The sequence below is a fragment of the Sphingomonas sp. genome (assembly GCF_035317925.1).
In the GTDB taxonomy this organism is placed as follows: domain Bacteria; phylum Pseudomonadota; class Alphaproteobacteria; order Sphingomonadales; family Sphingomonadaceae; genus Sphingomonas_I.
The window spans coordinates 1-26,873 of sequence record NZ_DATHFV010000025.1; the positions used below are offsets into that span (position 1 = coordinate 1).

Annotated in this window: 26 protein-coding genes; 15 read left to right on the forward strand and 11 right to left on the reverse strand. The window is 66.4% G+C overall.

What is annotated here, in order from left to right; translation table 11 throughout:
- Positions 1 to 2,454: DNA polymerase III subunit alpha (gene dnaE / locus VK533_RS01685; protein WP_324374398.1), on the forward strand; the 2,454-nt coding region annotated here is incomplete at its 5' end.
- Positions 2,455 to 3,040: 586 nt separating this feature from the next.
- Here dnaE and VK533_RS01690 read toward each other — a convergent pair.
- The 3 genes from VK533_RS01690 to VK533_RS01700 are packed head-to-tail and all read right to left on the reverse strand — an operon-like array spanning position 3,041 to position 6,564.
- Entirely contained in the window at positions 3,041 to 4,123 is a 1,083-nt protein-coding gene (locus tag VK533_RS01690) for a PA0069 family radical SAM protein (RefSeq protein WP_324374401.1), read from the reverse strand.
- A 60-nt stretch (positions 4,124 to 4,183) separates the two neighbouring features.
- Entirely contained in the window at positions 4,184 to 5,878 is a 1,695-nt protein-coding gene (locus tag VK533_RS01695) for a lytic transglycosylase domain-containing protein (protein ID WP_324374403.1), read from the reverse strand.
- Positions 5,875 to 6,564 carry a uracil-DNA glycosylase family protein gene (locus VK533_RS01700; RefSeq protein WP_324374405.1) on the reverse strand — a complete coding sequence of 230 codons (690 nt, stop codon included), beginning with the start codon at positions 6,562 to 6,564 and terminating at the stop codon, positions 5,875 to 5,877. The genes VK533_RS01695 and VK533_RS01700 overlap by 4 nt, the downstream gene beginning before the upstream one ends.
- Before the next feature lie 121 nt (positions 6,565 to 6,685).
- On the opposite strand from VK533_RS01700, the gene VK533_RS01705 reads away from it, so the two are divergent.
- Genes VK533_RS01705 through VK533_RS01740 form a run of 8 tightly spaced genes read left to right on the forward strand, consistent with a single transcriptional unit; the run spans position 6,686 to position 15,383 of the window.
- Positions 6,686 to 8,311, forward strand: a complete 1,626-nt coding sequence (locus VK533_RS01705; protein ID WP_324374406.1) for an electron transfer flavoprotein-ubiquinone oxidoreductase — start codon at positions 6,686 to 6,688, stop codon at positions 8,309 to 8,311.
- A gap of 13 nt (positions 8,312 to 8,324) precedes the next feature.
- The gene (locus VK533_RS01710; RefSeq protein ID WP_324374408.1) at positions 8,325 to 9,842 is read left to right on the forward strand and encodes a hypothetical protein; all 1,518 of its coding nucleotides are present in this window, start codon (positions 8,325 to 8,327) and stop codon (positions 9,840 to 9,842) included.
- Positions 9,842 to 10,669, forward strand: coding sequence for a 4-(cytidine 5'-diphospho)-2-C-methyl-D-erythritol kinase (locus VK533_RS01715; RefSeq protein WP_324374410.1), 828 nt, complete (start codon positions 9,842 to 9,844; stop codon positions 10,667 to 10,669). The genes VK533_RS01710 and VK533_RS01715 overlap by 1 nt, the downstream gene beginning before the upstream one ends.
- Positions 10,666 to 11,397, forward strand: coding sequence for an N-formylglutamate amidohydrolase (locus VK533_RS01720; protein ID WP_324374412.1), 732 nt, complete (start codon positions 10,666 to 10,668; stop codon positions 11,395 to 11,397). The genes VK533_RS01715 and VK533_RS01720 overlap by 4 nt, the downstream gene beginning before the upstream one ends.
- Positions 11,394 to 12,770, forward strand: coding sequence for an NAD(P)H-hydrate dehydratase (locus tag VK533_RS01725; protein ID WP_324374414.1), 1,377 nt, complete (start codon positions 11,394 to 11,396; stop codon positions 12,768 to 12,770). The genes VK533_RS01720 and VK533_RS01725 overlap by 4 nt, the downstream gene beginning before the upstream one ends.
- Positions 12,767 to 13,966, forward strand: coding sequence for a class I SAM-dependent RNA methyltransferase (locus VK533_RS01730; RefSeq protein ID WP_324374416.1), 1,200 nt, complete (start codon positions 12,767 to 12,769; stop codon positions 13,964 to 13,966). Before VK533_RS01725 ends, VK533_RS01730 begins: the two co-directional genes overlap by 4 nt.
- A gap of 52 nt (positions 13,967 to 14,018) precedes the next feature.
- Positions 14,019 to 15,077 carry a glucokinase gene (locus tag VK533_RS01735; protein ID WP_324374417.1) on the forward strand — a complete coding sequence of 353 codons (1,059 nt, stop codon included), beginning with the start codon at positions 14,019 to 14,021 and terminating at the stop codon, positions 15,075 to 15,077.
- Between the two features lie 45 nt (positions 15,078 to 15,122).
- On the forward strand, positions 15,123 to 15,383 hold the full coding sequence (locus tag VK533_RS01740; RefSeq protein ID WP_324374418.1) for a hypothetical protein: 261 nt from the start codon (positions 15,123 to 15,125) through the stop codon (positions 15,381 to 15,383).
- A gap of 36 nt (positions 15,384 to 15,419) precedes the next feature.
- Here VK533_RS01740 and VK533_RS01745 read toward each other — a convergent pair whose 3' ends face one another.
- Both VK533_RS01745 and VK533_RS01750 read right to left on the reverse strand, forming a co-directional pair.
- Positions 15,420 to 15,896, reverse strand: coding sequence for a hypothetical protein (locus VK533_RS01745; protein WP_324374419.1), 477 nt, complete (start codon positions 15,894 to 15,896; stop codon positions 15,420 to 15,422).
- Positions 15,897 to 15,967: 71 nt separating this feature from the next.
- Positions 15,968 to 16,612: a carbonic anhydrase gene (locus VK533_RS01750; protein ID WP_324374420.1), complete on the reverse strand. Its 645-nt coding sequence runs from the start codon at positions 16,610 to 16,612 to the stop codon at positions 15,968 to 15,970.
- 134 nt (positions 16,613 to 16,746) lie between these two features.
- Between VK533_RS01750 and VK533_RS01755 the strand changes: the two genes are divergently transcribed.
- From VK533_RS01755 to VK533_RS01765, 3 genes are read left to right on the forward strand one after another with little or no spacing between them, the layout of a single operon-like run.
- On the forward strand, positions 16,747 to 17,475 hold the full coding sequence (locus tag VK533_RS01755; protein WP_324374421.1) for a PEPxxWA-CTERM sorting domain-containing protein: 729 nt from the start codon (positions 16,747 to 16,749) through the stop codon (positions 17,473 to 17,475).
- A 52-nt stretch (positions 17,476 to 17,527) separates the two neighbouring features.
- Positions 17,528 to 18,457 carry a lipoyl synthase gene (gene lipA, locus VK533_RS01760; RefSeq protein WP_324374440.1) on the forward strand — a complete coding sequence of 310 codons (930 nt, stop codon included), beginning with the start codon at positions 17,528 to 17,530 and terminating at the stop codon, positions 18,455 to 18,457.
- Positions 18,444 to 18,923 (forward strand): type II toxin-antitoxin system RatA family toxin, encoded by a 480-nt coding sequence (locus VK533_RS01765; RefSeq protein WP_324374422.1) that lies wholly within the window; start codon positions 18,444 to 18,446, stop codon positions 18,921 to 18,923. The genes lipA and VK533_RS01765 overlap by 14 nt, the downstream gene beginning before the upstream one ends.
- On the opposite strand, the gene VK533_RS01770 is transcribed toward VK533_RS01765, so the two are convergent.
- From VK533_RS01770 to VK533_RS01785, 4 genes are all read right to left on the reverse strand, one after another.
- The gene (locus tag VK533_RS01770; protein ID WP_324374442.1) at positions 18,866 to 19,360 is read right to left on the reverse strand and encodes a CinA family protein; all 495 of its coding nucleotides are present in this window, start codon (positions 19,358 to 19,360) and stop codon (positions 18,866 to 18,868) included. The genes VK533_RS01765 and VK533_RS01770 overlap by 58 nt on opposite strands.
- Before the next feature lie 23 nt (positions 19,361 to 19,383).
- The gene (locus VK533_RS01775; protein ID WP_324374424.1) at positions 19,384 to 19,920 is read right to left on the reverse strand and encodes a hypothetical protein; all 537 of its coding nucleotides are present in this window, start codon (positions 19,918 to 19,920) and stop codon (positions 19,384 to 19,386) included.
- Positions 19,917 to 21,068 carry a bifunctional 2-C-methyl-D-erythritol 4-phosphate cytidylyltransferase/2-C-methyl-D-erythritol 2,4-cyclodiphosphate synthase gene (locus VK533_RS01780; RefSeq protein ID WP_324374426.1) on the reverse strand — a complete coding sequence of 384 codons (1,152 nt, stop codon included), beginning with the start codon at positions 21,066 to 21,068 and terminating at the stop codon, positions 19,917 to 19,919. The genes VK533_RS01775 and VK533_RS01780 overlap by 4 nt, the downstream gene beginning before the upstream one ends.
- Positions 21,069 to 21,246: 178 nt before the next feature.
- Positions 21,247 to 22,158 (reverse strand): hydrogen peroxide-inducible genes activator, encoded by a 912-nt coding sequence (locus tag VK533_RS01785; RefSeq protein ID WP_324374428.1) that lies wholly within the window; start codon positions 22,156 to 22,158, stop codon positions 21,247 to 21,249.
- 113 nt (positions 22,159 to 22,271) lie between these two features.
- On the opposite strand from VK533_RS01785, the gene VK533_RS01790 reads away from it, so the two are divergent.
- Positions 22,272 to 22,814 carry a peroxiredoxin gene (locus tag VK533_RS01790; RefSeq protein ID WP_324374430.1) on the forward strand — a complete coding sequence of 181 codons (543 nt, stop codon included), beginning with the start codon at positions 22,272 to 22,274 and terminating at the stop codon, positions 22,812 to 22,814.
- Positions 22,815 to 22,891: 77 nt separating this feature from the next.
- Positions 22,892 to 23,413 (forward strand): carboxymuconolactone decarboxylase family protein, encoded by a 522-nt coding sequence (locus tag VK533_RS01795; protein ID WP_324374432.1) that lies wholly within the window; start codon positions 22,892 to 22,894, stop codon positions 23,411 to 23,413.
- On the opposite strand, the gene VK533_RS01800 is transcribed toward VK533_RS01795, so the two are convergent.
- Entirely contained in the window at positions 23,410 to 25,185 is a 1,776-nt protein-coding gene (locus VK533_RS01800; protein ID WP_324374434.1) for a cation:proton antiporter, read from the reverse strand. The two genes, VK533_RS01795 and VK533_RS01800, sit on opposite strands and share 4 nt — an antisense overlap.
- Before the next feature lie 58 nt (positions 25,186 to 25,243).
- On the opposite strand from VK533_RS01800, the gene VK533_RS01805 reads away from it, so the two are divergent.
- Entirely contained in the window at positions 25,244 to 26,446 is a 1,203-nt protein-coding gene (locus VK533_RS01805; RefSeq protein WP_324374436.1) for an FAD-dependent oxidoreductase, read from the forward strand.
- A 12-nt stretch (positions 26,447 to 26,458) separates the two neighbouring features.
- Here VK533_RS01805 and VK533_RS01810 read toward each other — a convergent pair.
- On the reverse strand, positions 26,459 to 26,873 hold a 415-nt coding region (locus VK533_RS01810; RefSeq protein WP_324374439.1), incomplete at its 5' end, for an isocitrate/isopropylmalate family dehydrogenase.

Below are 26,873 nucleotides of genomic sequence, written 5' to 3' on the forward strand. Positions count from 1 at the left end.
AAATGGGCGAAGGACCATGACATTCCGGTCGGCCCGGGCCGCGGATCGGGCGCGGGATCGGTTGTCGCCTGGTCGCTGACGATCACCGATCTGGATCCGATGAAGCTCGGCCTGCTGTTCGAACGCTTCCTCAATCCGGAACGCGTGTCGATGCCCGACTTCGACATCGACTTTTGCGAAACAAGGCGCGGCGAGGTCATATCCTACGTTCAGGCCAAATATGGCCGCGACCATGTCGCGCAGATCATCACCTTCGGACGGCTCAAGGCGCGCGCGGTGCTCAAGGATACCGGCCGCGTCCTCCAGATGAGCTATGGCCAGGTCGATCGCCTCGCCAAGCTTGTCCCCAACCACCCGACCGATCCGTGGACGCTGGATCGCGCGCTCAACGGCGTGTCGGAGCTGGCGGCCGAGTACAAATCGGACAAGCAGGTCAAACGCCTGCTCGACTTGGCGATGAAGCTGGAAGGCCTGCCGCGCCACAGCTCGACCCACGCCGCCGGCGTCGTGATCGGCGATCGCCCGCTCGACCAGCTTGTCCCGCTCTATCGCGATCCACGCTCCGAATTCCCGGTCACGCAGTTCGACATGAAATATGTCGAGGGCGCCGGGCTGGTGAAATTCGACTTCCTCGGCCTCAAGACCTTGTCCGTCCTGCAAAAGGCGGTCGAGATGCTGGCCGACAAGGGTGTCGCGCTCGATCTGCTCGCGCTCCAGCTCGACGATCCGGCGGTTTACGCCTTGCTCCAGAAGGGCGACACGGTCGGCGTGTTCCAGCTGGAATCGGAAGGCATGCGCCGCACGCTCGCCGCCGTCCGGCCGACCAATTTCGGCGATATCATTGCGCTCGTCTCGCTCTACCGGCCGGGCCCGATGGATAACATCCCGATGTTCGGCGACCGCAAGAACGGCCGGGCGCCGATCGAGTATCCGCACCCTCTGCTCGAGACGATCCTCGCCGAGACCTACGGCATCTTCGTCTATCAGGAACAGGTGATGCAGGCCGCGCAGATCCTCGCCGGCTACAGCCTGGGCGAAGCCGATCTGCTGCGCCGCGCGATGGGCAAGAAGATCCAGGCGGAGATGGACGCGCAGCGCCAGCGCTTCATCGACGGCTGCGCCGCCAACGACATCGCGCCGCCCAAGGCCAATGAGCTGTTCGACTTGATCGACAAGTTCGCGGGCTACGGCTTCAACAAGAGCCACGCGGCGGCCTACGCCTTGCTTGCTTACCAGACCGCCTGGCTCAAGGCGCATCACAAGCCCGAATTCTTCGCGGCCTCCATGTGTTACGACATCAGCCTGACCGACAAATTGTCGATCTGGGCGGACGATATGCGACGCTCGGCGGTGGCGTTGCTGCCGCCCGACGTGAACGAGTCCGAAGCCGAATACAGCGTGTCCGGCGATGCCGTCCGCTACGCGCTCGGCGCGCTCAAGGGCGTGGGCGAGAAGGCGATGGAACAATTGGTCGAGGAACGGCGCGCCAACGGGCCGTTCAAGAGCCTCGACGACCTCGCCGACCGCATCGATCCGCGCCTGCTCAATCGCCGCCAGCTCGAAAGCCTGGCCGGGGCAGGGGCGTTCGATGCGATCGTGCCCGATCGCGCCGCTGTGTTCGCGGCGACCGAGACGATCCTCGCCCATGCCGCCAGCGCGCACGACGCGCGCACCAGCGGGCAGCATGGCCTGTTCGGCGGCGAGGCCAATGCCGGCGTCCAGCCGATCCGTTTGCCCAAGGATGCACGCTGGTCGGTGGCCGAGCGCATGACCGCCGAGAAAGAAGCCTTCGGCTTTTATTTCTCGGCACATCCGACCGATCGTTACCGCCATGTCGCAAGAAGTGAAGGCGTACGCACGTTTGAACAGATCGGCCAGATGGGCGCGCCGTCCGGGCCCGATCGTGACGAGCGCGGGCGCCCTTTGCCGCGCGGCCGGCTCAAGATGGCGGCTTTGGTCGAGGAGGCGCGATGGCGCACGTCGGCGCGCGGCAATCGCTATCTGCTCGCGACCTGTTCGGATGCTTCAGGCCAGTTCATCGCCAGTTCGTTCGACGACGATGCCTCGGAAGCGATGGAGGCTGCAGCGCGTTCGGGCGCGTGCATGCTGCTGGAGGTTGAATCCGACAAGCGCCCCGGCGAGGAAACGCCGCGCATCACCGTCCGCGCCGCCCGGCCGCTCGACGGCCTGTCCTCCAATGCGCGCCTCCTTATGGAAATCGAACTGGCCGACGATGGCGCGCTCGCTGATCTCGCCGCCGCGCTCGGTGAGGCCAAGGGCGGCCGCGGCGAAGTCCATCTGGTCATACCGGCCGGCGGCAGGTCCGCCCGCCTGCGTATCGGCCGCGATTACCGTCTCGATGGCGAGCTGGTCGAAGCGATCGAGCGCCTGCCGGGCGTCGTTGCGGTCCAACTCGAACCCCTCGATCCGCCTCGCCTCGCGCTGGTAAGCTGAGCAGGGAGCGAGCCACTGCTCTTCTGCGTCACCCTGAACTTGTTTCAGGGTCCATCGTGCACCAGGCGCGGCGATGCGGATGATGGATGCTGAAACAAGTTCAGCATGACGGTTAAACTCCGTCCTTGACAAAAGAGAACAAAAGTGTACGCATGATGCGTTCGCTGATCGGAATCCGGTCGGTGGACAATGACCGGCGCGAATCTCCTCGGCATGCATGAGACGGTACCTTCGCCCAAAGCGTACAGATCTCACCTTCTGGGTGATGCCGGCGTCGTGCACGGGAGCTATGCGGACGACGTTTGAGGGGTAACCCCCGGCCAATACCGCGGCTTCGGTGTCGGCATCGCGTATCGTGGCTAAGCGGGCGATGCTGGAGGGCAACCTCCAGGGGCTTAACTGCTACCCGTCCTGAACCGCAGCCACCGGCTGGACGTCGCGCAGTTGGCAGGCTTGCAGGCGCCGTCCAGGGCTTCACCGCCCAAGGCCAAATTGCAGCTTCCCCGCGGCCGAGCAGGTGGCGGACCGCGCCGGTCACAAAGCTTGCCCCAAGCCACGATCTCGTACGCCCTGAGTCCGTCGCTCTTCAAAACAACCGCAACTGGTCTCCCTCGGGCGGCCGGAACAGATCCGTCCGCAGCTTCAGCCGCTCGCCCTTCAGATCCAGCTTCCGGCACGCAATGTCGAACCGCGTGCGCAGCAGCTCCGCCCACGGCCCCTGGCCGCGCATCCGCGTGAAGAAATTGGGATCGTTGTCGCGCCCGCCGCGGATCGACTGGATCGTCGCCATCACCTTGTCCGCGCGATCCGGATGGTGCGCGTCGAGCCACGCGCGGAACAAGGGCGCGACCTCGTGCGGCAGCCGCACCGGCAGGAAGAAGGCGCCGCGCGCGCCCGCTGCCTTCGCCGCCTCCAAAATATGCTCCATCTCGTGATCCGTGATCTGTGGCACCACCGGCGCGAGGCTGACGAAGGTCGGCACGCCGGCATCGATGAGCGCTCTCACGGCGGCCAGCCTTTTGGCGGGGCGCGGGCAACGCGGCTCGAGCGTGTGCGCGGTCACCGGATCGATCGTCGGTACCGAAACCACCACCGCCGCCAGCCCCTTCGCCGCCATCGGCGCGATCAGGTCGATATCGCGCACCACCCGGTCCGACTTGGTCGTGATCGTGAAGGGGTGCTGCGTCTCGACCAGGATTTCGAGGCAGGCGCGCGTGATGCGCCATTCGGCCTCGATCGGCTGATAGGGATCGGTATTGGTCCCGAACGCGATCGGGCGGGGGACGTAATTGCGCGCCGCCAACTCGGCGCGCAGCAAGGCCGGCGCGCTGGGCTTGGCGAACAGCTTGGATTCAAAATCCAGCCCGGGCGACAGATCGTGGAAGGCGTGGCTGGGCCGTGCGAAGCAATAGATGCAGCCATGCTCGCAGCCCCGATAGGGATTGATCGAACGATCGAAGCCGACATCGGGCGACTGGTTGCGCGTGATGATCGTCTTGGGCCGTTCGACCGTCACCGTCGTGCGCAACGGCGGCGCGCCGCCATCCAGATCCTCACGCGCGTCGAGCCAGTCGCCGTCACTCTCGCGGCCCTTCAGGTTGAAGCGCTGCGGCGTCTCGTTGAGCGTCGCCCCGCGGCCGGGGCGGGGCGGGAGGCGCGGATTATCCATTCGGGCAGCATAGTATGATACCGGAACATAGCAAGAACGCTGATTGCGCGCTCGAGGCCGTCAGTTGGGCGCGTAGGTCGCTGCGGCGGCGCTCGCGGTCTCGACCGTGCGGGTGGTGGGGAAGGCGGGCCAGTGCCCTTGCGCCATCGCCGTCAGGCTCGGCGTCGCGGCGCCTTTCTGGCGCTGGTAGATCCAGTAATTGCGCAGCACGATCGCGACATAGGCCCGCGTCTGCGCGAACGGGATCGCCTCGATGAACAGCAAAGGATCGTTCATCCCCGCAGTCCAGCGCGCGACATTGTTCGGTCCGGCATTATAGGCCGCGATCACCTTGGGCAGCAGCCCGCCGGTACCGCCCGCCGACGCCAGTTCCTCAAGATAGGATTGGCCATATTCGAAGCTGATCGACGGATCGTCGAGCGGTCGCACGACATCGCCTTTATGGCGCGCGATCAATTGCGCGGTCGCGGGCATCAACTGCATCAGCCCGCGCGCGCCCGAACGGCTGACCGCGTCGGTTCGCATCTCCGATTCCTGAAGCGCATGGGCATAGACCAAAGCCGGATCGACCCGCCAGCCTTGGGCAGGGCTCCATGCAGGCATGGGGAAGCGCGCAGCCAGGCTGGTGCGTGTGCCCGACGGCGCATTCTGCGCCAGCCACACCTGTGTCGCGGGCAGCGACAGCCGGTCGGCGAAGGCGATCAATTGGCCATGCTCGGCGGGCGCCCCGATCCGCGCCTGATAACGGATCAACTGATCGGCCAGCGCGGTCTCGCCAATCTCCACCAAGGCGGCGGCGGCGCGCAGATTGGGGTGGCGCAGCAGCGCCTGCATGTCCGCCGCGTCGAGATAGAAAGCGGGCGTGCTCGGCACGCCGAGCGCAGCGCTGGCGAGCATGCCGTAGAAGGTCTCGCTCAGCCGGCTCGCCGTCTGGAGACGGTTATTGGCGGCGACCGCATCGCCCGTCGCGGCTTCGCTCCGCGCCGCCCAGAACAGTCCCGATGCCTTGGTCTCGTCATCGCCGGCATTGGATGCGACCCGATCGAACGCATCGGCCGCCGCCGGGTAATCGCCCGCGCGCCAACTCGCCAGGCCGTTGACCCAAGCGGCGTCGACCGCCCAGTCGCCCGCGCCGACTTGCGCGAGCAAAGCCACGCGCCGTGCGGACACATCGTCGCCATTCTGGAAATAGGTCCAGGCGACCTTTTGCCGCCATTCGGTGAGCGCTTCCGGCGACACGCTGTCCGCCGCCGCCTCGACCAGAGGCTCGGCGCCAATCGCATCGTTCGCCCGGAGCATGGGCTGGACCTTGGCCGCCAGCACGGTGCAATCGCGGTTCGGCCGGGTCGGCGCGCGCTTGCTCGGCCCCGCCATCCGCACCAGCATATGCTGTACCGGCAATGCCGCGCCCGTCGGCGACAGTTTGGCGAGGGAAGGGGCCTCGGGCAATTCGGGCGCCGCGCTCAGCAGGGCCGAGATCGTCGAAGGATCGCGCGTCGCGGGGCTGGCCAGCAGCAGTTCGGCTCGCGCCATCGGCGTCAGCACGCCATTGGGCAGGCCATCGAGCAAACTTGCCGCAACGGTGTAATTGTCCTGCCGAAGTGCCTGAAACACCTGCCGATAACTATCGCGCTCGCTGTCGCTCAATTGATGGTTCGAGGCCGTCGGCGGCGCGAGCGTGATGACCGGCACGTCCGCCCAGGCCGGCGCGGCCAGCGCCAACGCGAGTGCGGAGAGGATGGCGGTGCGGATCACAACGTTTCGAACCGCTGCAGATCGGCCCAGGCCAGCGCGCGATAGTCGCGGCGCAGATGGACCATGCGGGGATGGATCGACGCGACGGTCGGCACCTCGCCATCGGCGATCGCGAGCTGGTGCACCGTGTCGCGCGCCTGCGCGGCCGGCTTGCGCAGCAGCGCCTGCACCGGCGCATCACCTAGCAGCAGCAATTTGCGCGGTGCCGCCAGCGCCAGATGATGGAGCAAAAGCGGGGTCAGCTTGGTCAGCTCCGCCTCGCCGAGCTTCCCGGTGGTCGCCCGCACCGGCGAAAAGGGGATCAGATAGACCTGATCCCGGCCGAGATTGATCGCGCCCAGCATGCGATCGAACAGGGCGCCGACTTCGCCCGACAGCAGATTGCCCGAAATGCGGTCCTCGCTTTCGGGCATGTCGACGACGATGACGACGCCGCTGGCCGCATCGCCGGAGGCATCGACGCGCCCTTTGGGCGGGCCGGGAATGGAAGCATCCGCGAGCAAGAAGGCGCGGAAAGCGGCGAGCGTGTCGGGCAGAGCCGCCTTTGCCTGTGCCGGTGCGGCGGCAACGGATTCCGACAGGACAGGCGCGGCGGCGAGCCAGTTGCGCGGCAGATCGTCAGCGAGCGTATCGACGCCCGCTTCCGCCCACCAATCCAGCGCGCTCAACGCGACGCCATCGATCATGCAACTTCCCCGCTACCCGCCGCCTGTGACTAGACGGAGAGTTGACGAGGGGGTCAATCTGCGCTCACCGGCTTTCTGATGAGGCGTTCGGGCGTTACGACGACCGGACGCGGAGAGAGACATGACGACACGCGAAAGCATGAATTACGATGTCGTGATCGTTGGCGCGGGTCCCGCGGGCCTGGCCGCTTCGATCCGGCTCAAGCAGATCAATCCCGATATCGCCGTGTGCGTGCTCGAAAAGGGCTCGGAGGTCGGCGCGCATATCCTGTCCGGCGCGGTGATCGATCCGATCGCGCTCGACGAACTGATCCCCGATTGGCGCGACAAGGGCTGCCCGCTCGATGTGCCCGTGATCGAGAACCATCACTGGTTCCTGACCCGCACCAAACAGCTCGGCATGCCGCATTGGCTGATGCCGCCGTTCATGAGCAACAAGGGCACCTACACCGGCTCGCTCGGCAATCTCTGCCGCTGGCTCGCCGATCAGGCGCAGGAACTGGGCGTCGAGATATTCCCGGGCTTCGCGGCGGCTGAGATATTGTTCAACGACGATGGCTCGGTGAAGGGCGTCGCGACCGGCGACATGGGTGTCGCCCGCGACGGCACGCACCGGCCGGACTATCAGCCCGGCATCGAGCTCCATGCCCGCTACACCTTCTTCGGCGAGGGCGCGCGCGGCAGCCTGACCAAGGAAGCCAAGCGCCTGTTCGACCTCGAACGGGATAGCCAGCCCCAAATCTATGGTCTTGGAATAAAGGAACTTTGGGATATCATCCCGGCCAAGCATGTGCCCGGTCGCGTGATCCATACCCAGGGCTGGCCGTTGAAGGACGAGGTCGGCGGCGGCTTCCTCTATCACCAGGCCAACCAGCAGGTGGCGCTCGGCTTCGTGGTCGGTCTGGGCTACCGCAACCCGCATCTGTCACCCTTCCACGAATTCCAGCGCTGGAAGCAGCATCCGTCGATCCGTGCGATCCTCGAAGGCGGTCGCCGCGTCAGCTACGGCGCGCGCGCGATCAATGAAGGCGGCTGGCAGTCGGTGCCCAAGCTGGCTTTCCCGGGCGGTGCGCTGATCGGCTGCGCGGCCGGGTTCGTGAACGTGCCGCGCATCAAGGGCACGCATACGGCGATGAAATCGGCGATGCTCGCCGCCGAAGCGGCTGCTGAAGCGCTGGCGGCGGGGCGAGGCAACGACACGCTCGCCGCCTACCAGCCCGCGGTCGAGGCAAGCTGGATCGCGACCGAACTCAAGACGGTCCGCAATGCCGAGCCGGCGGTCGCGAAGATGGGCGCGTTTATCGGCACGCTCTGGGCCGGCATCGACATGTGGATGCGCCAGCTGCGCATCGGATTGCCGTATAGTTTCGAGCACCATCGCGACAACACGACCTTGTGGCGCAAGGATCTGGTGCCGCCGATCGACTATCCCAAGCCCGACGGCGTGATCAGTTTCGATCGCCTCTCCTCGGTGTTCCTGTCGAACACCAACCATGAGGAAGATCAGCCGATCCACCTGACGCTAAGGGATGCGGCGGTGCCGATCGACGTCAATCTCGCACTCTACGACGCACCCGAGCAGCTCTACTGCCCGGCCGGCGTCTATGAGATCGTTGAAGGCCCCCGGCTACAGATCAACGCGCAGAATTGCGTCCACTGCAAGACGTGCGACATCAAGGACCCGACCCAGAATATCAACTGGGTCGTGCCCGAGGGCGGCGGCGGCCCCAATTATCCGAACATGTGAGGGTACAGACAGCGTGCGGTATCTGCGTTCACTTCCACTTTCCGGCCTGTTGGCGCTGGCGCTGGCTGCACCCGCCGGGGCCGCACCGAGCTCGCTCGGCAGCCTCTACATCCATGCCCGCGCGGCCGAGGCCGCAGGCGACGTGCGCGAGGCCAATGCCGGCTTCTCCGCGCTGATGGCGCAGGATCCGGCCAATGCGGAGATCGTCACGCACGCTTATCGGCAAGCTTTGTCGGCGGGCGACATGACGCTGGCGATCCGCGCCGCGCATTTGCTCGACGGACAGCCGGCGATGCCGTCCGACGCACGGGTTTTGCTCGTGCTCGAACAGGTGAAGGCGCGCGACTGGGCCAAGGCGCACGATGCCACCGAAAAGCTGGCGCAGGACCGCGTGTTCGGCTTCCTCGCGCCTTATTGCCGCGCCTGGATCGCGGTTGGGTCGGGCAGCGGTGACCCGATTGCCTTGGTCGAGGGCGCGCGGGGTATGCCGCTCGCCTCGCCTTATTATCCGCAACAGCGCGCGCTGCTGCTGATCGCGCTCGGGCGTTCGCAGGAGGCCGCCGGCTCGCTCGGGCCGCAGGCCGCGGCGCAGCTTCCGGCCAGCGTCAAAGGGCCGGAGCATGGCCTCTCGCCCCTGCTGGTCGAGGTCGCGGCCGATTTCGCGCGTCAGCAATATATACCGGTCGGCATGATCATGGCGCGGATGGCGACCTATGCCGCGCCCGATAACGATCCCGGTTGGCTGGTCCTGGCCGAATTGCTCCACCGCATGCAGCGGTCGGATCTCGCGCTGATCGCGCTCAACCATATCGCGCCAGGCGGCGAGCTTGGTGCGAACGCGCGCATCTTGCGGATCGCTTTGCTCAACGATGACGGCCAGCATGAAGCAGCGCTCGCCGACGCGCTCGCCGCGGTGAAGCCCGCCAGCGCCGGTTCCGACGATTGGGGCCGGGTCGGCGATCTCCAGTTGATCCTGTCCCATCCGGCCGAAGCGGCGGCGGCCTATGCCAAGGCGCTGGCGCTGGCTGAGGCGGCGCACGCGCCGCCCGACGTGCTGTGGCCGATCCTGCTCCAGCAGGGCGGCGCGCTCGATCTCGCGGGCGACTGGCCCGCCGCCAAAGCCGCGCTCGAACGCGCTTATGCGATGGCGCCCGATCAGCCGACCGTGCTCAACCAGGTCGGCTATTCGGAAATCGAGCATCGCGAAAATGTGGATCGCGCCAGCGCGATGATCGCCAAGGCCAGCAATCTTCGCCCCGACGATCCCGCGATCACGGATTCGCTCGGCTGGGTGCTCTATCTGCAGGGCAAGGCGGGGGAGGCAGTGCCCTTGCTCGAACGCGCCGCCGCCGGCGAACCGGGCGAGGCCGCGATCAACGAGCATCTCGGCGATGCCTATTGGACGATCGGCCGTGCCTATGAGGCGCGCTATGCCTGGCGCGCGGCGTTGCTCACCGCCGAGGACAAGGACAAAGCGCGCCTGACCGCCAAGATCGATACCGGGCTCGACAAGGCGACGGCGGCGCCCTGATGGACGCGGCCGAGACCGCCTTCGCCAAGATCAACCTAGCGCTCCACGTCCGCCGGCGGGAGGCGGACGGCTATCATGCGATCGAGACCTTGTTCGCCTTCGCCGAGGATGGCGATCGGTTGTCGTTGACGGCCGAGCCGGGACTGAAGGTGACTGGCCCATTCGCGGCCGCGCTGACGATGGGCGACAATCTGGTGGCGCGTGCGGCTGAAGGCTTTGCCGATCTCACCGGCCAGCCGGCGGAGAGCGGTTTCCTGCTCGACAAGCGCCTGCCGGTCGCAGCGGGCATCGGTGGCGGCTCGGCGGATGCGGCAGCGGCGTTGCGCTTGCTCTGCGCGCGTGACGGCATCGATCCCGGCGAACGGTCGGTCCGCGAGCTGGCGGCTTCGCTCGGCGCCGACGTGCCAGCCTGCCTGGTGTCGCGGCCGGTGCGCGGGGAGGGGCGGGGCGATCTGCTCGCGTCGGTCGATGGCCTGCCAAGTGGGCAAGCCTTGCTGCTGGTCAATCCGATGCGCCCGCTCGCCACCGGTCCGGTCTTCGCGCATTGGGACGGCGTCGATCATGGCCCGCTCGATCAGGGCGATCCGATCGCCGCGGCGCAGGCCGGCCGCAACGACCTCGAGCCGCCCGCGATCGCGATCCTGCCGGTGATCGGCGAGATACTGGCCTTGCTGAGCGGCCATGACGGCGTGATCCTGGCGCGCATGTCGGGCTCTGGCGCGACCTGTTTCGCCTTGTTCGAAGACGATACCGCGCGCGATGCCGCTGCCACGGCCATCGCCGCCGATCATCCCGACTGGTGGCTGCTGCCGACGAGGCTCAGATGAGCGAGGCCTGGACCGATATCGTGGGCGATCCCGGCTCAGGCATGCTGCTGATCGGGGATCACGCCTCTAACCACCTTCCTGACGGTTACGATCTTGGTGTGCCGCACTGGGTGATGGCCCAGCATGTCGCGATCGATATCGGCGTGGCGCCGCTCGGTCGGGCGTTATGCGCTTCCCTCGGCTGCCCGGGCATTCTCGGCGGCATTTCGCGCCTGCTGATCGACCTCAATCGCGAGGAGGATGCGGCCGGGCTGATCCCGGAAACCAGCGACGGGCATAGCATTCCGGGCAATGCCGGCCTCGACCCCGTTGAGCGCAATAAGCGCATCGCCGCTTACTGGCGGCCTTATCATGATCACATCGCAGAGATGATCGAAGCAGGTAGGCCGAAACTTATGATTTCTTTGCACAGCTTCACACCGCGCCTCGCCACGAGTGATGCCGAACGCCCGTGGCAAATCGGTATCCTGTACAACGCGGACGAACGCGCCGCGCGGCTGGCCTTGCCGCTGTTGGCGCAGGCCGGGATCGTCGCGGGCGACAATCTGCCCTATTCGGGCAAGGTGTTGAACGCGACCATGAACCGCCACGGCGAGGCGAACGCCATTCCCTATCTCGGAATCGAGGTCCGGCAGGACCTGATCTCCGACGAAGCGGGCGTCGCGCGCTGGGGCGAGCGGCTGGCACCGATCATCCGCGCGGTTCGCAATGGACTGGGCTCCACATGAGTACGGCATTCCCCGTCCTGACCGCCGCCGAGATGCGCGCCGGCGAGCAAAAGACGATCGACGCCGGCACATCGGTCGACACGTTGATGGAGCGCGCCGGCGCGGCGATTGCCGAGGCGGTGTGGCGCATCGCGGGTGGGTCCGAAGTCCTGATCCTGTGTGGGCCCGGCAATAATGGCGGCGATGGCTATGTCGCGGCGCGCCTGCTGCGCGATCGCGGCATGACGATCCGGCTGGCGGCGAGCGCGCCCGCCAAGGCGGAAGCCGCCGCTAGGGCCGCCGCCCGCTGGACTGGCCCGATCGAGACGCTGGCGGAGGCCAAGCGGGCGGCCGTGATCGTGGATGCGCTATTCGGGACAGGGCTCACCCGGCCGCTCGACCCCGCGACCGCCGACGGGCTGGCCCGGCTATGCACGAGCGCACACCGCCGCATCGCCGTCGATCTGCCGAGCGGAATCGCCACCGATGATGGGACCGTGCTGGGTGCGGTGCCGCGGTTCGATCTCACCATCGCGCTGGGCGCCCTCAAGCCGTCGCATCTCTTGCTGCCGGCGGCGGAGCATTGCGGTCAGGTGGCGGTCGCCGATATCGGCCTTGGGCCGATCGACGGCCGCACGCATCGGATCGTTCGCCCGAGTTTCATCGCGCCGCCGCACGACGCCAACAAATACAGCCGGGGCAAATTGGTCGTGCTTGCCGGCGAAATGTCCGGTGCAAGCCTGCTTTCGGCCCTGGCCGGGCAACGGGCCGGGGCGGGCTATGTCGAACTGCTCGGGTCGGAAGGCGATGCCCCGCCGCATGCCCTCGTGCGGCGCGCGTGGAGCGAGCGGGCGCTTGACGATCCGCGCATCTCCGCGATCGTCGTCGGCCCCGGACTCGGGCGCGGCAAGAGCGCGCGAGCCCGGCTCGATGCCGCGCTCGCCACCGGCAAGCCGCTGGTGCTCGATGCCGACGCGCTGACGTTGATCGGTAAATCGCGCCACGATCGCCTCGCCGGCCATATCCTCACCCCGCATTGGGGCGAGTTCACGCGCCTGTTCGGCGATGGCGGCAAGGATCGGCTGACCCAGGCACGAAACGCAGCCGCGCAATCGGGCGCGATCGTCCTGCTCAAGGGCGCGGACAGCATCGTTGCGCATCCCGATGGGCGCGCTGCGATCGCGTCGCTCGCGTCGTCCTGGCTCGCCAGCGCGGGCACCGGCGACGTGCTGGCGGGGATTATCGGCGCGTTGCTCGCAGGCGGGCAGGCGCCGTTCGAGGCGGCGCAGGCCGGGATCTGGCTTCATGCCGAGGCGGCACGGCTCGCCGGCCCGGTCCTGATCGCCGACGATCTGATCGCGCATCTGCCGACCGCTTTGGCGGCCTGCCTGTGACCCTGTCCGAAGTGGTCAAGCTCGCCGCGCGGGGCGACGGCGTCACCGCCGACGGCCGTCATGTCGCGCTCGCCGCGCCCGGCGATATGGTCGACATCGCCGCCGAGATCATTCCCGGGCCGCACCATGTCGTTCCGCCTTGCCGCCACTTCCCGAAGTGCGGCGGCTGCCAGCTCCAGCATGTCGATGACGAGACCTACGCCGATTATCTGGTTGAACGGATCGGCTCCGCGCTGAGCGCGCAGCGGCTCGAAGTGCCGGAGATACGCCCGCCGCACCTCTCGCCGCCGCGCACGCGCCGCCGGGCGTCGCTGCGCGCCGAGAAGGTCGGCAAGCGCATCGTCTTCGGTTTCAACGAGGCGGTCAGCCACTTCATCGTCGACATCCGCGAATGCCATGTCCTGCTGCCCCAACTGTTCGCGATGGTCGATCCGTTGCGGGGGTTGCTCGACGTCCTGCTCGCGCCGCGCAAGACAGCCAATGTCACGCTCGCCTGGACCGATCAGGGCGTAGACGTCGCGATCGATGGCGTTTCGATCGAGGGATATGCCGCGCACGAGGCACTGACCGATTTCGCGCAGGCGCATCGCCTCGCGCGGCTGGCGATCGACGAAGGTTATGGCAGCGAGCCGCGCTGGGAGCCGGAACCCGTGACCGTCACCTTCGACGGCATCCAGGTCGGCCTGCCGATCGGCGGCTTCCTCCAGGCGACGGCGGACGGCGAGGCCGCGCTGACGCAGGCAGTGGCCGAAGCGATCGGGAAGGCGGCGACCGTCGCCGACCTGTTCGCCGGGCTCGGCACCTTCGCCGTGCCGCTTTCCGCCAAAGCGAAGATACTGGCGGTAGAAGGCGCGCGCGATCCGGCGTTGGCGCTGCGCATGGCCGCCAATCGCACGGGACGATCGATCGCGGTCGAGCATCGCGATCTCTTCCGCCGGCCGATGTCGGACGCGGAGCTCGGGCAGTTCGAGGCAATCATCCTCGATCCGCCGCGCGCCGGCGCGAAGGAGCAGACGCCGGCATTGGCGCGCGCCGATATCGCGCGCATCGCCTATGTCTCGTGCAATCCCGCCACCTTCGCGCGCGACGCACGAACCCTGGTCGACGGCGGCTGGCGGATCGACTGGATCAAACCGGTCGGGCAATTCCGCTGGTCGACCCATGTCGAACTGGCGGCGGCATTCAAGCGCGTATAAATACGGTAACAGGGTTAGCGTTCGCTAAAGAATTTAATGGCATACGCTCCGGATGGATTGCCTTGTCTTCCCTCCGGGCCCCGGCGCGCCGCGCGCGCCCGAGGCCCTGACCGCCATCGTCGGCGACATCGGCCGTCAGACGATCCGCCTTGGCCTGACCGATGCGGCGGGCGAGCTGCGGCGCGATACGATCCGCGCTTACGCCGGCGCTACCCAATCGACCATATCCGGCGCGCTAAGCACGTTCGCCCGCGAATGCGGCCTGACCAAGCTCCCCAGCCGTTGCGCGCTCGCTTTGTCCGGCACGCCACGCGGCGACACGATAGCGGTGACAAACAGCCGCTGGTTCGTGTCGCGTAGCGGATTGCGTTCGATGCTCCAGGCCGACCCGGTTCTGATCAACGATTTCGCTGCCATCGCCTGGTCGCTGACGTCGCCCAAAGGCAGCGCGCGCATCGAGCGCACCGAGCAGGGGCTGATCTGCCCCGCGACCAAAGCAGGGACCTATTGCATCGTCGGGATCGGCAGCGGGCTCGGCGTGGCCGTGCTCCAGCGCGACGATTTCGGCCATTACAGCGTGCTGGCGACCGAAGCCGGCCATTGCTCCTTCGCACCGACATCGGCCAACTGGCAGCCGATCCTCGAAATCATGCGCCGTTCGGCGATCTGCCAGACAGCGGAACAGATATTGTCCGCCAACGGCTTGCACCGCACCTATCTGGCCTGCGTCGAGCAACTGCAGGTGGAACGGCGGGCGGCCAATTCGGTCGAGGTTGTCCAACTGGCCGAAACGCAGCGGGATCCGGCCGCCATGAAGGCGCTCGACCTAATCGCGCAGGCCCTATGGCAATTCGCCGGCAACATGGTGTTGAGCCACGGCGCCTGGGACGGTGTGATCCTGACCGGCAGCCTCACCCACGCGCTTGCTAAGATTTTGCGTCAGCAAAGCGTGCGCGAACAATTCTGCCTTCCGGGTCCCTATGCGCGCCAGCTGACGCAGGTGCCCTGCAGCTTCGCCAGTTTCGACCATGCCGAGCTTGAAGGTGCGGCACAGGCGCTTTTGCTGCGAGATCGGGCGGAAGCGCGTTCGACAGTTGCCGTGGCCGCCTGAAGAAGGCACTTCTGCGGTAATGGCCGTCGTAGAGGAGCCTTGGGTATGAACGTTTCAAAAGGCGGCGTGGTCGAACGGATCGCGCGCGTGCTTGCCGGACAGCGGCTCAGCGCCAATGCGGAAGGCAGCAACGATCATGCCGCCGCCGCGGTCGACGCCGCGTGGCGCAATCATGTCGAGGATGCCGTCGCCGTGCTGCGCACCTTGCGCGAGCCCGACCCCCGCATGGCGGAAGCCGGCGATCCCGCGGTGTGGGAAAAGATGATCCGTGCCGCCCTCCCCGACGGCGTGGTACACGGCGCCTGAACGGAAAGGGGAGCGCGAACGCTCCCCCTCAGAGACTTAGTAGAAGGCCGCCGGGTTAGGCGGGGGCATGTCGCAGGCGCGCTGGTGGCCATGCTTGCACGCCCAGACCTGACGCCGCCACACGCGCATCGCATCGGCATAGGCGGCCTGCTGGCGGACATAACGCACGTCGGTGCGGTTGACCGCCGCATCATGCTTCACCAGCGCGGCCATATAGGCCTGCCGGTCGGCATCATAATCCGCCTGCGATTCCTGATACTGGGCAATCGTCGCGGCGTTGGCGTCGTTATTGGCCTGCGTGGTCGTCGAGACCTGATTGTTGAGCGCCGCCGTGCCGGGCGCCCCGGCCGCATTGATAGCGTCCTGGTGCGGCATCGGCGTGGTCGCATAGCCGCGCTGATATTCTTCCTGCGCCGAGCGACCGGTGTTTTCCGTACCCGTGGTGGATTGGGCAAAGCTGGGCGCCAGTGCGGTGGCGGCAAGCAGCAGCCCGAAAAGAGGTTTGGCCGACATATCGCTCTCCTTGTTTGCGATTTGCCGGGCGTAACGCGACCGCGACGCAGCCGTTCCGAATCGGACGCAAATCACGCCGGAGCGAAAGTGCCCTTTTGCTCGTCAAGCACGTGCAGTACGCCCTCCGCGATCGCGAAATAGGCGCCGCGCAGACGCAGCGTCCCTTCCGCTTCGCGCTGGGGGACGAACGGAAAGGTGCGCAGGTTGGCGAGGCTGACCCTGACGCATTCCAGCTCGAGCGCATGCACCGCTTCGGGACCCGTGCCATGCTCGGCGACAACGCGGTCGCGCGCCTCGTCCAGCAACGATACCCAGTCGGCGATGAAGCCGCCGCGCCCCGGCGCCGCGCCCGCGAAGGCATGATTGAGCGACGCGCTGACACCGCCGCATGCGCCATGGCCGAGCACGATCACTTCGGCGACGTCGAGCTGCGTCACCGCGAATTCCAGCGCGGCGGAAACGCCGTGATGGCCTTTGGTCGTCTCGAACGGCGGGACGAGATTGGCGATGTTGCGGACCACGAACAGGGCGCCCGGCGGCACGTCGAAGATCCGCGTGGGATCGACCCGGCTGTCCGAGCAGGCGATCACCATCGTCTTGGGCTGCTGCCCCTCGGCCAGCTCTGCCCAGCGGGCGCGCTGCTGCGACCAATCGTCGCTGCGAAAGCGGCGATACCCCGCAATCAGGCGATCGAACTCGGGGGAAGGAACGGACATGGCTTCCCCTTCAACGATCTGCACCGGACTGGCAAGCGCAGCATTTTCCCCGGGTCGGGGATTGATTTTTAGGTGAACCTCAGGTTAATAGATCCGAAGCGGACTCATCTTGGACGCTGTTTGGGGGACTAGGGATGCGTGGGGGATTTCTCGGCCTGGCGGCCGCGTTCTTGCTGGCCAATGCGGCGTCGGCGGCCGATCTCGTTCACGATTACGAGTTCAATGGCTCCAGTGTGACGGATTCGGTGGGCGGCATAAACGGCGCTTTGTTTGGCGATGCGAGCGTCAGCGGCGGCTATCTCCACCTCGACGGGGACGGCGATTATGCGCAGCTCGACAGCGCGATCTTCCCTTATGCCCCGACGACGGATTTCTCGCTCTATTTCGCCTTTACCGGGCATAATCCGCAATTCAATTATACGGAGGTCGTCTCGCAGGACGGCGGCAGTTTTTATGTCGGCCAGGATCCTGGCGGCAATGTCCGCGTCGGCGACGGCGCGGGTTCCATTCCGGTCGCTTTCCCGAGCGGATCGGGACCGCATGACTTCCTGCTGACCAGCAGCGCCAGCGGATCGCATTTGTATATCGACGGGACGCTCGTCTGGAATGGGGTCGGCTACACATCCTCTTATCCGAACCCCGGTTCGGTGACGCGCTTCGGCCGACAATATGGCCCCCATAGCGAATTTTTTCAGGGCGATATCGACGCGATCCGGCTCTACGACGGCATCGCCACCTATGCTGAGGCGTCAGGCGTGCGCGCTGCCGTGCCCGAGCCGGCAGGCTGGGCGATGATGCTGGGCGGCTTCGGTCTGATCGGCGGCCTGATGCGTCACGCGCGGCGCAACCTGCGCTTCGCCTGATGCAAGCAGCGTGGGGGTGGCAAGACCGCTTCCGCGACGCTATCTGGCGGGCATGAACGAGCCGCTGCCGATCCGTCCTCCCCGCGAGCGCAAGCCCGACTGGATTCGCGTCAAGGCGCCGACCAGCCACGGCTTCAACGAGACGCGCCAGCTGATGCGCCGCCTCAACCTCGCCACCGTGTGCGAGGAAGCCGCCTGCCCGAATATCGGCGAGTGCTGGACCAAGAAGCACGCGACCGTGATGATCCTGGGCGACACCTGCACGCGCGCCTGCGCCTTCTGCAACGTCAAGACCGGCATGCCGCGCGCGGTCGACCTGACCGAGCCGCAGCATGTTGCCGATGCCGCCGCCGAGCTTGGCCTGTCGCATATCGTCGTCACCTCGGTCGACCGGGACGATCTCAAGGATGGCGGCGCCAGTCAGTTCGTGAAGGTGATCGAGGCGCTGCGGCGTACGACGCCCACCACCACGATCGAGATATTGACCCCCGATTTCCGCAACAAGGCGGACAGCGCGGTCGAGGCGATCGTCGCCGCGCGGCCCGACGTCTACAATCACAATCTCGAAACCGTGCCGAGGCTCTATCCGACGATCCGGCCGGGCGCGCGCTATTATGCCTCGCTGCGCTTGCTCGAGCAGGTCAAGAAGCTCGATCCGTCGATCTTCACCAAGTCCGGCGTGATGGTCGGCCTCGGCGAGGAAAGGATGGAGGTCCATCAGGTGATTGACGACATGCGTTCGGCCGGCATCGATTTCCTGACGATGGGCCAATATCTCCAGCCCACGCCCAAGCATGCCAAGGTCGCCGAATTCGTGACCCCGCAGGCTTTTGCGGCCTATGGCGCGATCGCGCGTGCCAAGGGCTTCCTGCTGGTGGCGGCGACGCCGCTGACGCGCTCATCCTACCATGCCGGCGACGATTTCGAACGGATGCGCGCCGCGCGCGAGGAACAGCTCAAGGCGGGCCGTGCCCCGGCATAGGGAGACGCGCCGGCTGCCTTACACGCCGGAGCAGATGTTCGATCTTGTGGCCGATGTCGGCCGCTACGGGGAATTCCTGCCCTGGGTCGCGGCGGTGCGGGTCAAGTCCGACAGCGAGACCGAGATGGTCGCCGACCTCGTGGTCGGCTTTCGCGCGCTCAAGGAGCGCTTCACCTCGCGCGTCGCCAAGCAGCGTCCGCGCCATATCCATGTCGACTATCTCGACGGGCCGCTCAAATATCTCAAGAACGACTGGACGTTCGAGCCGGACGGCGAGGGCGGCACTATCCTCGGCTTCAACGTCGATTTCGAATTCAAGAGCCGCATCTTCGAAGCGCTCGCCGGCCAGATGTTCGGCATGGCTTTCAAGAAGATGGTCGGTGCCTTTGAGACACGCGCCCAAAAGCTTTACGGTTCGGGCGTTTCACCCGGAAGCAGCAATTCCAACGCGCAGAGTGCCGCCTGAAGGCGGATACCGGCGCGGCCGAGGTCACCAAAATCGCGCTGATCGGTGATCGCATCCTCGGGATCGTCACCCGCCTTGGCGAGCGCGAACACGACCGTGCCGACCGGCTTGCGGTCGCTGCCGCCGCTGGGGCCGGCAATGCCCGTGATCGCGACCGCTATATCGCTGCCCGATTTGGCGACCGCGCCATGCGCCATCGCCCAGGCGGTGGCGAGGCTGACCGCGCCGAACGTCTCGATCACATCGCTCGCAACGCCCAGCAGCGCGGTCTTGGCCGCGTCCGAATAGGTCACGAAACCCGCGTCGAACACGTCGGACGAACCCGGAATTTCGGTGAGCGCGGCGCTGACGAGGCCGCCGGTGCAGCTTTCGGCGACCGAGATGCGGCGGCCGGCCGCGCGATTGTCGTCGATCACGCGGCGCGCGAGCGCGACCATTTCTTCGGGAAGGAGGTTTTCGGTCACTGGCCGTTCGGCTCCAGATGGCAAATTTTGAGGATTTCAGCGAGGCCCTTGCCCTTGCGCTCGGCGATCGAGACCGCAAGCACGGTCAGGCGGCCGACATCGGCGCCCGACAGGTTGCGCGCGTCCATGATCGCCTCGTTGGCGATAAAGCAATCGTCGCGGTTGATTTGCTTGGCGAGCAGGCCGCCGAGCAAAGGCTCGGCCAGCGATCGTACGCCGTCCGAGTTCATATCGGCGGGCATCGGCTGACCCAGGAATTTCTGGAAGACCATGCTGATCGCGCGCCGCGCTTCAGGCCAGGCGGCCGCGCTGTCGGGAGCGTAGCGATCGGCCAGAGCAGGGCCGTTCGCGACGATATAGGCGTTGGGCGGCAGCACCTCGCTGCAACGCTTGCCGAGCTTTTCGGCGAGTGTCGGCAAGGCGAAGGTCACCAGCGCCGCCGCCTGACGCTGCGGCATGCAATCCGGCGCCTGCGCGAGCGCAACCGACGGCATCGCCGCCAGCATGAAAATCATTCCCAGACGTTTCATCATTCGGTCTCCGGCAGGCGCACCGTGGCGGCGGCCTGGGCGGCGACGCCTTCGCGGCGTCCAGTGAAGCCCAGGCGTTCGGTAGTGGTGGCCTTGATGCTGATCTTCGTCTCCGTGAGCCCGAGCAGTTCCGCAATGCGCGCGCGGATCGCGGCGCGATGCGGACCGACCTTGGGCTCCTCACAGATAATGGTTAAGTCGACATGATCGATCCGTCCGCCCCGCGCCGCGATCAGGCCGCGCGCATGGGCCAGGAACAGATGCGACGCCGCGCCGCGCCATCTGGGGTCGCTCGGCGGGAAATGCGTACCGATATCACCATCGCCGATCGTGCCGAGCAGGGCGTCGGTGAGCGCGTGCAACCCGACATCGGCATCCGAATGGCCGGCGAGCGCGCGGCTGTGCGGGATGCGGATGCCACCGATCCACAGCCCGTCGCCTTCGGTGAAGCCGTGGACATCGAAGCCCAGAGCCGTGCGCGACACCATCGCCGCAGCCAGCCTTTGCTCCGCCGCGGCGAAGTCGGCGGGAAAGGTGAGTTTGTCGAGCGCGGGCGAGCCTTCGACCGTCTTGACCGTCAGCCCGGCCGCGCGTGCGATCTGCGCGTCGTCGGTCGCTTCCTTGCCGGCATCCCAGGCGGCATGGGCGGCGCGGATCGCGTCCGTGCGGAACGCCTGCGGCGTTTGCACCCGCGCCAGCCGTTCGCGCGGCACGTTCGGGCCGAGATCGTCGCCAACTTCGGCCAAAGTATCCGCAACGGGCAGCACCGGCACCGCGCCGGGCGCCTGCTCCAGCGCCGCCAGCAGCCGATCGACCACATCGCCGGGCAGGAAAGGGCGGGCGGCATCGTGGATCAGGATTTGATCGCTTCGGGTGGCGGCGAGGCCGTTGGCGACCGACTCGCGCCGGGTCACGCCGCCGATCACAGGCACGGCGATCATGCGGGCACCGATCGCATCGGCATAAAGCTGTTCCTGCCCGGCACCGATGACGACGCGAATCTCATCCACGCGTGGATGCGCCGCAAGCGCGTCGATCGCATGCGCCAGCACCGCCTTGCCGGCGATCGGCGCATATTGCTTGGGAATGTCACCGCCCGCGCGCGTGCCGGAACCGGCCGCCACGATCAGGGCTGTGGTGCGGGGTTGCATGGGCCGCGCCTTAGAGCCTGGTCGTTTGCTGTGGAAGCGCTTTGCGCATCCGCAGCAAACGTGAATCAGGCTCTTTCAATATCGAGGACCTTGATTCACGACCCACATGGTGGGCCGATCAAGGTCCGGCGCTTCCCGGAGGCCAATGCCATCTTTGTTCGCAAGTGCGAAGAAAGCGTCAGCGCGCGGCCTGATGCGCCTCCTTGAGCGCCTCGGCAAACAGGCGGAATTCCTTCTCGCGCGGACTGGCATTGCGCCACACCAACGCGATCCGACGCGAAGGGTGATCGGCCGAAAGCGGGCGCGCGATCACATTGGTATGATCGAGGATGCCCGCGTCGATCGCCATTTGCGGCAGCATCGTCACGCCAAGCCCATTGTCGACCATCTGCACGAGCGTGTGGAGCGACGTGCCCATCATCGCCGCGCCCGCACGCAATTCGGGCCGGTTGCAGGCGGCGAGGACATGATCCTTGAGGCAATGGCCATCCTCGAGCAGCAACAGTTGCGACCCGTCGATCGCGTCGGCCTGCAGCGGATCGGGCATACTCGCCGCTTTGTCGGCGGGGAAGGCGACGAACAGGCGATCGTCGAACAGATCTGCATGCTCGATGTCGCCGCAGGCGTAGGGAAGGGCGAGCAGCACGCAATCGACATGACCACGATGGAGCGACTCGCATGCCGCTGCCGACGGCTCCTCGCGCAGATAGAGTTTCAGCTCGGGCCAGGATTCGCGCAGCTTGCCGAGGATGCGTGGCAGGAGGAACGGCGCGATCGTCGGGATCACCGCCATCCGCATCTCGCCGGCGAGCGGCTTGCCCGCCGCACGCGCCAGCGCCGTCAGGTCCTCCGCCTCACGCAGCACGCGCTCGCCCTTGTCCGCGATCTTGAGGCCCAAGGGAGTGAAGCGCACCACGCGGCGCGTGCGTTCGACCAGCATCACGCCGAGCAGTGATTCGAGCTCGCGCAGGCCGGCCGACAAGGTGGATTGGGTGACGAAGCACGCATCTGCCGCACGCCCGAAATGCCCCGTGTCGCGCAGCGCAACCAGATACTGGAGCTGCTTCAACGTGGGAAGGTATACCGCCATTTATCGCTCCACTCGATCAATAGGCTCTAAATAATCAATTGGATCGAAAATTGCCAGCACCGCAGAGGACGGCTCTACCTCTTCGCATCTGCAGCAAATTGGAGAATAGCTTCATGCTTACCGTTGGTGACAAATTCCCGTCGCTCAAGCTTCCCGTCCAGGAGGGCGTCTCCGCGCTTCCCGCAGGCGAAACGATCGACACCGGCGATACCGGCGGCAAGTGGAAGGTCGTGTTCTTCTGGCCGAAGGATTTCACCTTCATCTGCCCGACCGAGATCATCGGCTATGGCGAGCTCAAGAACGATTTCGCGGATCGCGACGCGGTGCTGATCGGCGCCTCGACCGACACCGATTTCGTCCACTTCGCATGGCGCAAGTCGGACGAGCGTCTGGCGAATTGCGATTTCCCGTGGATCGCCGACAACAAGAAGGAGCTGGCGAACGCGCTCGGCATCGTCGCGCAGGAAGAGGGCGTCGCCTACCGCGCCACCTTCATCGTCGATCCGCACAATGTGATCCAGCACGTCACGGTCAACGGCCTCAACCAGGGCCGCAACCCGGCCGAGGCGATCCGCGTGCTCGACGCCCTTCAGACCGACGAGCTCTGCCCGTGCAACTGGCAGCAGGGCGAAGAGGTGCTGAAACCCGCCGCCTAAATCACGACCAACATCGAAGGGGTGCGGGTGGCAGACCGTCGCTCGCGCCCTTTTCGCGCCTGCAACAGGAGAAGTTCATGTCCCTGCGTGAGTTCTCGGAAGCCTTGCCCGATTATGCCAAGGACATCCGTCTCAACCTCAATTCGCTGTCCGGCGACCAGATTCTCAACGACCAGCGCAAATATGGCCTGCTGCTCGCGACCGCACATGGCTCGGGCTACAAGCCCCTGGTCGAGGCGGCCGAGGCGGAATGCGCGCCCAAGCTGTCGCCCGAGGCCGCCAATGCGGCGCGCGCGGCCGCGGCGGTGATGGCGATGAACAACGTCTATTACCGCTTCACCCACCTCGCTTCGAACAAGGAATATGGTACCTTGCCGGCCAAGCTGCGCATGAACGTGATTGGCAATCCCGGCATCGACAAGGCCGACTTCGAACTGTTCAGCCTTGCCGTCTCCGCCCAGAATGGCTGCGGCATGTGCATCGACAGCCATGAGAAGGTGCTCAAAGGCCATGGCGTGTCCGCCGAGGTGATCCAGGCCGCTGCGCGCGTCGGCGCGGTCATGACCGCCGCAGCAACGGTTCACGCGACCCGCGTCTAAGCTTCCTCAATGTCCCCGAGCTGCCGCCTTCTCAGCGGCGGCTCGCGGGATATCTCGCTCATCTCCATGATCTTGGCGCGCAATTGCGCGCGCTTGTCGTGGATCGAGGCGATCACCGGCCCCATCGCCATCCCCAGATCGACCAGCACCGCTTCCGACAGCTGGAGCGAGGATTCGACCGTTTCTGGCACCGCGTCGGTCGCACCCGCCCGATAGAGCTGGGCGGCATGGTTAGGATCGCGCGCCCGGGCGACGATGGTCAGGGTGGGGAATTGCTTGCGCAGCGTCTTGGTAAGACGAACCACCAGCACCGGATCGTCCATCGTCAGGATGACCGCGCTCGCGCTGCCGACACCGAGCCGTTCGATCATACCCGAGCGCGCCATATCCCCGAACGACACCGAATAACCGCGCGCGCGGGCCGCCGTAACCGCATCCGCATCGGCCTCGATCGCGAGGTAGGGCAGTTTGTGCGCCTCCAGCATCTGCGCGACCAGGCGGCCGACGCGGCCGAAGCCGACGATCAAGGCGCGCGGTGCCTTGGCCTCGGCGAGGGAAGGGGGCGGCTCCATGCCGCGCCGCGCGACCCGTTTGGCCAGCCAGCTTCCCGCCTGCGCCAGCAAGGGCGTGATGGTGAGCCCGATCGCGGTCACGATCTGCCAGAAGGAGGCGGCATCAGGCGCGATCAGGCCGGCCGAAGCCATCGCGGTCAGCACGATCAGGGTCGTCTCGGCCGGTGCCGACATGAGCAAACCGGTTTCGAGACTGACGCTGCGCCGTGCGCCGCCGACGCGCAGCAGCAATCCCGTCACCACCGCCTTGGCCGCAACCACCCCGACCACGGCGAGCAAAAGGTCCAGCCAGCGCGCCGCGATCAGGGTCAAATCGAGCGACATGCCGACGCTGATCAGGAACACGCCGAGCGCCAGCCCCTTGAACGGCGCGATCATCGACTCGACCTCGCCGTGATAGTCGGTCTCCGCGATCAGGATGCCCGCGATCAGGGCGCCCACGATCGGCGACAGGCCAGCGGCGGTCGTCGCCACGCTGGCGAGGATCACCACCAGCAGGCTGGCGGCGAGGAACAGTTCGGGGCTCTTGGTGCGCGCCGCCTGCGCGAACAGAGGGGGCAGCGCGATCCGCCCCAGCAACAGCATCGCCCCGATCGTGATCCCACCGGTAAGGAGCGTGCGCATCAAGGTCGGCCAGGCATCGCCGCCATGCGGCGCGAGCGCGCCCAGCGCGAAGATGATCGGCACCAGCGCCAGATCCTCGAATAGCAGCATCGCGAAGGCGCGCTCGCCGACTGGTCCGCTCGTGCCGGCGATCGGCAGCACCAGAGCGGTCGAGGACAAGGCCAAAGCGAGGCCCAGGCCGAACGCGGTGGCTCCATTCTCGCCGAAAGTGAACAGGCCCGCCGCGAGCAGCAAGGCGCAGCCGATCAACTCGGCGGCGCCCAGCCCGAATACCTCACGCCGCATCGTCCATAGGCGCCGGAACGACAATTCCAGTCCGATCGAGAAGAGCAGCAGCACGATCCCGAATTCGGCGAAGGGCTCGATCGCATGGGGGTCGGTGATGGTCGCGTAAAACAGCCACGGCATTTGCGGCACGAACCGGCCAAGACCGGCGGGGCCGACCGCCATCCCAACCAGGATGAAACCGATCACCGGGTTGATCTTGAGCCGCGCGAAGGCGGGGATGACGAGCCCGGCCGCGCCCAGAATGACGAGCGCGTCGCTAAAACCCGCGGATTCGATCGGCAACGCCATGAACCGGTTTTTGCGCGACTGGCACAGGAAGGCTAGTGAAGAAGCAGGAGGCGCTCCCGTGGCCGAGACTGAAACCGAGCTTTGCGTCGTCGGCGGGGGCCCGGCCGGCATGATGTGCGGCTATCTGTTCGCACGGGCCGGGGTGAAAACGGTCGTGCTCGAAAAGCATAAAGACTTCCTGCGCGATTTCCGGGGCGACACCGTCCACCCCTCGACGCTCGATCTGTTCGATGAACTGGGCCTGCTCGACGCGCTGTTGGCACGACCGCATGACCGGATCACCAGCGTCGGCGCGGTCGTCGGCGGCGAGGAATTCCGGATCGCCGATTTCTCGCATCTGCCCGGCCCGGGCCGCTTCATTGCGCTGATGCCGCAATGGGAATTTCTGAACTTCCTCGCGGAGGAAGCACGCAAGCTGCCGGCTTTCACGCTCAAGACGGAAACCGAAGCGGTCGACCTGATCCATGAAGGCAACCGCGCCGTAGGCGTTCGCCTTAGCAACGGCGACGGCATCAGGGCGAAGCTGGTGATCGCCGCCGACGGACGCGGATCGGTGTTGCGCGCGGCGGCGGGGCTGCCGCTCTACGATCTCGGCGCGCCGATCGACGTCTTCTGGTTTCGCGCTCCCAAGCAGCGCACGCCCGAAAATCGCACGCAGGGCTATATAGATCATGGCCAGATGGTCGTCGTGATCGACCGCGGCGACTATTTCCAGTGCGCCCGCGTCATCAGCAAGGGCGGCGCGGAAGCGATCCGGGCCGAGGGGATTGCGCGTTTCCGGGCCGAGGTCGTCGCCACCGCGCCGATCCTGCAGGGCGCGATCGACACCGTAACCTCGTTCGACGACGTCAAATTGCTGACCGTCTCGCTCGATCGGCTGACACGCTGGTACGCTCCCGGCCTGCTCGCGATCGGCGATGCCGCGCATGCCATGTCGCCAGTGGGTGGGGTGGGGATCAATCTGGCGATCCAGGACGCGGTCGCCGCCGCGAACATTCTCGCCGGGCCGATGGCGCAAGGCCAGTCGGTCGATGCGCTCACGCCCCGCGTCCAGGAACGGCGCATGTTCCCGGTCAGGGTGATCCAGGGCATCCAACGCACCGTCCACGAACGTGTGATCGGCGCGGCCTTCCGCAACCAGACGCCCAGGGCGCCGATGCTGGTGCGTTTGCTGAGCGCCACGCCACTGCTTCAGCGGATTCCGGCGCGGATATTGGGGCTAGGCATCAGGCGCGAGCATATCCGCTCGCCCAAAACCTAGCCCTCAAAAGGCTTACGCCCAGGTCGCCATCTTCTTCTCGAGATTGGCGCGGACCGCCTCGAAGAATTGCTCGGTCGTCATCCACGCCTGATCGGGGCCGACCAGCAAGGCCAGATCCTTGGTCATCGCGCCGCTCTCGACCGTCTCGATGCAGACCTGCTCCAGATCCTCGGCGAAGCGGGTCACGTCGGGCGTGTTGTCGAACTTGCCGCGGAACTTGAGGCCGCCGGTCCAGGCGAAGATCGACGCGATCGGGTTGGTCGAGGTCGCCTTGCCCTGCTGATGCATGCGGTAATGGCGGGTGACGGTGCCGTGCGCGGCTTCCGCGAGCACGGTCTTGGCGTCAGGCGTCAACAGCACGCTCGTCATCAGCCCGAGCGAGCCGAAGCCTTGCGCCACGGTATCGGACTGCACGTCGCCGTCGTAG